This window comes from Halovivax sp., from assembly GCA_007119345.1.
In the GTDB taxonomy this organism is placed as follows: domain Archaea; phylum Halobacteriota; class Halobacteria; order Halobacteriales; family Natrialbaceae; genus Halovivax.
Map to the genome: position 1 here is coordinate 1 of SKPV01000144.1, position 3,976 is coordinate 3,976.

General features: G+C 67.7%; 3 protein-coding genes. 1 reads left to right on the forward strand and 2 read right to left on the reverse strand.

The genetic code is table 11. From position 1 onward, the window contains the following. Nucleotides 1-861: 26S protease regulatory subunit (locus QZT59_RS09935; RefSeq protein ID WP_290815044.1), on the forward strand; the 861-nt coding region annotated here is incomplete at its 5' end. Nucleotides 862-951: 90 nt separating this feature from the next. On the opposite strand, the gene QZT59_RS09940 is transcribed toward QZT59_RS09935, so the two are convergent. Next, on the reverse strand, nt 952-1,881 hold the full coding sequence (locus QZT59_RS09940; protein ID WP_290815047.1) for a DMT family transporter: 930 nt from the start codon (nt 1,879-1,881) through the stop codon (nt 952-954). A gap of 220 nt (nt 1,882-2,101) precedes the next feature. After that, nucleotides 2,102-3,694, reverse strand: coding sequence for an ABC transporter substrate-binding protein (locus QZT59_RS09945; RefSeq protein WP_290815050.1), 1,593 nt, complete (start codon nt 3,692-3,694; stop codon nt 2,102-2,104). Nucleotides 3,695-3,976 lie beyond the last annotated feature (282 nt).

The window sequence follows — 3,976 nt, forward strand, 5'->3', positions numbered from 1 at the left end:
CCGAAGATGTCCTGGGACGACGTCGGCGGCCTCCACGACGCCAAAGAGCAGGTCCAGGAGTCCGTCGAGTGGCCGCTCAACCAGCCCGAGAAGTTCGAGCGGATGGGCATCGATCCGCCGGCCGGCGTCCTCCTGTACGGCCCGCCGGGGACGGGCAAGACCCTGATGGCGAAAGCCGTCGCCAACGAGACGAACGCGAACTTCATCTCCGTGCGGGGCCCCCAGCTGCTCTCGAAGTGGGTCGGCGAGTCCGAGAAGGCGATTCGCCAGACGTTCCGCAAGGCTCGACAGGTCTCGCCCACCGTCATCTTCTTCGACGAGCTCGACGCGCTGGCGCCGGGCCGCGGCGGCGAGGTGGGCTCGAACGTCTCAGAGCGCGTCGTCAACCAGCTGCTCACCGAGCTCGACGGACTGGAGGAGATGGGGAACGTGATGGTCATCGGGGCGACCAACCGACCGGACATGATCGACCCCGCCCTCCTGCGCTCGGGTCGGTTCGACCGGCTGGTGATGATCGGCGAGCCCGACACCGACGGCCGCGAGCGCATCCTCGAGATTCACACCGAGAACACGCCGCTGGCGGCCGACGTCAGCCTCCGCGAGATCGCCGAGATCACCGACGGCTACGTCGGCTCGGACCTGGAGTCGATCGCCCGCGAGGGGGCGATCGAGGCCCTGCGGGAAGACCCCGAGGCGGACGTCGTCGAGATGCGGCACTTCCGGCAGGCCCTGGAGAACGTCCGGCCGACGATCACCGACGACATCCTCGACTACTACGAACAGATCGAAGAGGAGTTCCGCGGCGGCAGCGCCCGCGACCCCGTCACCGGCCGCCGGGGCAGTCGCATCGGCTTCCAGTAACGCCCGCGGCCGCAGTTTTGGCGCTTCCGGCCGATCCTCACCGGGAGAGGCCAGTCCCCCGGTCCGGCGCTCGCCGCACCTCGCGTCACCTCAGTTCCCGCCCGTTCGTCGCCGACGGGCGGTGACCAGTTCCCGTCCCAGCGCCCGTCGCTTGACGAGCGCGAAGCCGAGGACGATGCAACCGAATCCCGCGACCGTCGCCGCGTCGACGACCTGACCGAGGTAGAGCCAGCCGACGATCGCCGCGACGATCGGCGCCACGTACGAGACCATGTTGATCTCGACGGCGCCGAGCCGCTCCAGCAGATCGAAGTACAGCAGGAAGCCGAACGCGCTCGCGACGAGCGAGAGGTACGCGACGGCGCCGAGCGCTTCGGGGTGGGTCCAGGCGCCGAGATCGATCGGCTCGGCGAGCCAGAGGCTCATCAGGTGCAAGAGGAGCGCGCCGCCGAGCATCGACCACGCCTCCATCGTCTCGATCGGGAAGTCGGCGTCGATCCGTCTGGTCAGGACGCTCCCGAGCGCGAACGAGGCCGCCGCCGAGAAGACGAGCAGATTCGCGACGGTGTCGGTCGCCAGCAGATTTGTGGGATCGGGACGCGCCATGACGGCCACGCCGAGCAGGCCGACTCCGACGCCCAGCAGGCCGATCGGCGACAGGGCGTCCTGCGGAACGAGCGCGCGGGCGAAACCGGTCGTCAGGACGGGCGAGAGGCTGACGAGGACCGCCGCGGCCGCGGCCGTCGTGTGCTGCTGACCGACGAAGAGGAACGCGTGGTAGGCGGCGATCAGCAAGCCCGCGCCGACGGCGACGACCGCCCACTGCGACCGCCCCCGCGGGATCGGATCGTCGACGACGTACGCCGCGTACGCGAGCATGATGATCCCGGCGACGTCGTAGCGCACCGCCGCGAACAGCACGGGCGGCAAGTGCTCGAGTCCCGCGTCGATCGCGACGAACGCCGACCCCCAGACGATCGCCAGCGCGAGGAACAGCCCGAGGGTTCGGTACCGACTCACGACTCAGGGTCCGTCGGACCGGGCCCTATGGGTTTCGGTTCGGAAACGGTGCGCACGAGCCGTTCGTCCGGTGGTAACGCGAGCCCCGCCTCGCCGTCCCAGTCGTCGGATCCGACGGTCCGCCCGGTGGGACCCCAAAACGGTCGACAACGCCGATCGTCGAGTGGGGCCACCCGTTCGTCGCCCAAACGCTCCGGCGGTCGAGGTCGGCCGACCGTCGTCAAACCTCCATCTCCCAGGCGTAGATCGTCTCGTCCTCCCGGGGCTCCCACTGGATCGCCTCGTTGACGCCGTAGATGCTCTCCTGGGTGTGCAGGAAGACGAACGGCGCCTTCTCGTGGGCCAGCTGGTTGACCTCCATGAGCGCCTGCTCGCGCTCGTCGGGATCTTCGATCTGCTGGCTCTCGAGGATCGCGTCGCTGAGCTCCTCGTCGTCGAACGTGCGGTCCGGATTGTCCGGGATCGTGAAAAAGCCCTGGACGCCGTAGTCGGTGTCGCCGGTGATGACGCCCCAGCCGATCATGTAGAAGAAGATGTCGATCTCGTCGGGATCGACGCCGGCGGAGTTCGCGTCGGAGACGACGCCGAAGTCGACGATGTCCACGTCGCAGCTGACGTTGTCGAGCTGGTCGATCATGTCGGCGACCGTCTCCGCGGTCGCGGCGTCCTGGACGTACCGGCCCGACGGCGCGGTCAGTTCGATCTCCATCCCGCCGTAGCCGCTGTCCTCAACGAGGCTCTCGGCCCGCCCGATATCCTGCTCGTAGGGCTCGACGTCGGGGTTGAAACCGAAGACGCCGGGCGACACCGGCTGACCGCGCGGCTCGCCGAACCCGCCCAGAATCGTGTCGACGATCCCCGCGTTGTCGACGGCGTAGTTCATCGCCTGGCGGAACTCCTGGCTGTCGAACGGCTCGGCCGTGTTCTTCATCGGACAGAAGATGCTCCGAAAGCTCGTCACGTTCCGGATGTCGGCCCCCTCCGCGTCCTGGATGGTCGGCACGTCCTCGGGCAGGATGTTGATGGCGAGGTCTGACTCGCCCGTCTCGACCGCCGCCACCCGGCTGGCGGCCTCGCCGGAGGCGTTGAAGGTGATCCGCTCGAACGGCACCTCCTCGCCCCAGTAGTCGTCGAACCGCTCGACGACGATCTCCTCGCCCGACGTGAAGTCGACGACCTCGTACGGGCCGGTCCCGTTGAAGTCCTCCGGATCGGCGCCGGAGATCGCGTCGTCTTCGGCGTCGTGGTTCTCGATCGCCCAGTCACGGTTGAGGGCGCGAGCGTAGTTGCCGAACTCGAACTCCGCGAGCCCCGGCGCAGCGCCGTAGCTGATCTCGACGGTGTGGTCGTCGACCGCCTCGGCCCCCTCGATCGAGCCGAGGCCGAACGTGCCGATCGGGCTCGCGACGCCGATATCCGGATCGACCGTCCGGTCGATCGTCCAGGCGACGTCCTCGGCCGTCAGTTCCTCGCCGTTGTGGAAGACGACGTCGTCACGTAGTTCGACGGTAGTCGTCCCGTCGTCCTGGGCCTCCCAGTCTTCGGCGACGCGCGGGAAGATCCCCTCCCCGGGTTCGAAGTCGAACAGCGGCTCGTAGATGTGGTCGTAGACGTCGAAGAAGTCCCCGGTGATGTGATCGAGCGGATCGATCGTGTCCGGGAACTGCGACAGCGTGATCGTTATCTCTTCGAGCTCCTGGGCTCGAGCGCCGGCGACTCCGGTGATCGACGCGAGTCCGGCCCCCGCAGCCGCCGCACCCGTGTATCGGAGTACCGATCGACGGTCCAATGATCGCTTGGTAGCATCCACCATACCAGATCCACGAACGGGCAACGGTAGCAATATACGTGCGGATAGTTCCACACGAATGGTAAGCACACGGTAGCATTGGCCTACCTAATTGCAATCTTACCGTACGAAAGCGTTACGTCCCGGTCGGTACCGGGGCGTTCTCCGCGAGGCCCCGACCGACGACGGACGAATCGACGCCGGGTGGCTGTCGGCCCAACCGCGCGAAAGCACGATCCGGTCGACCCCACCGCGCGAAAGCACGATCCGGTCGACCCCACCGCGCGAAAGCACGATCCGGTCGAC

What these genes read in the sequence shown, in the direction of transcription:
- QZT59_RS09945 (WP_290815050.1), bottom strand. Translation starts at nt 3,694, where the DNA reads ATGGTGGATGCTACCAAGCGATCATTGGACCGTCGATCGGTACTCCGA.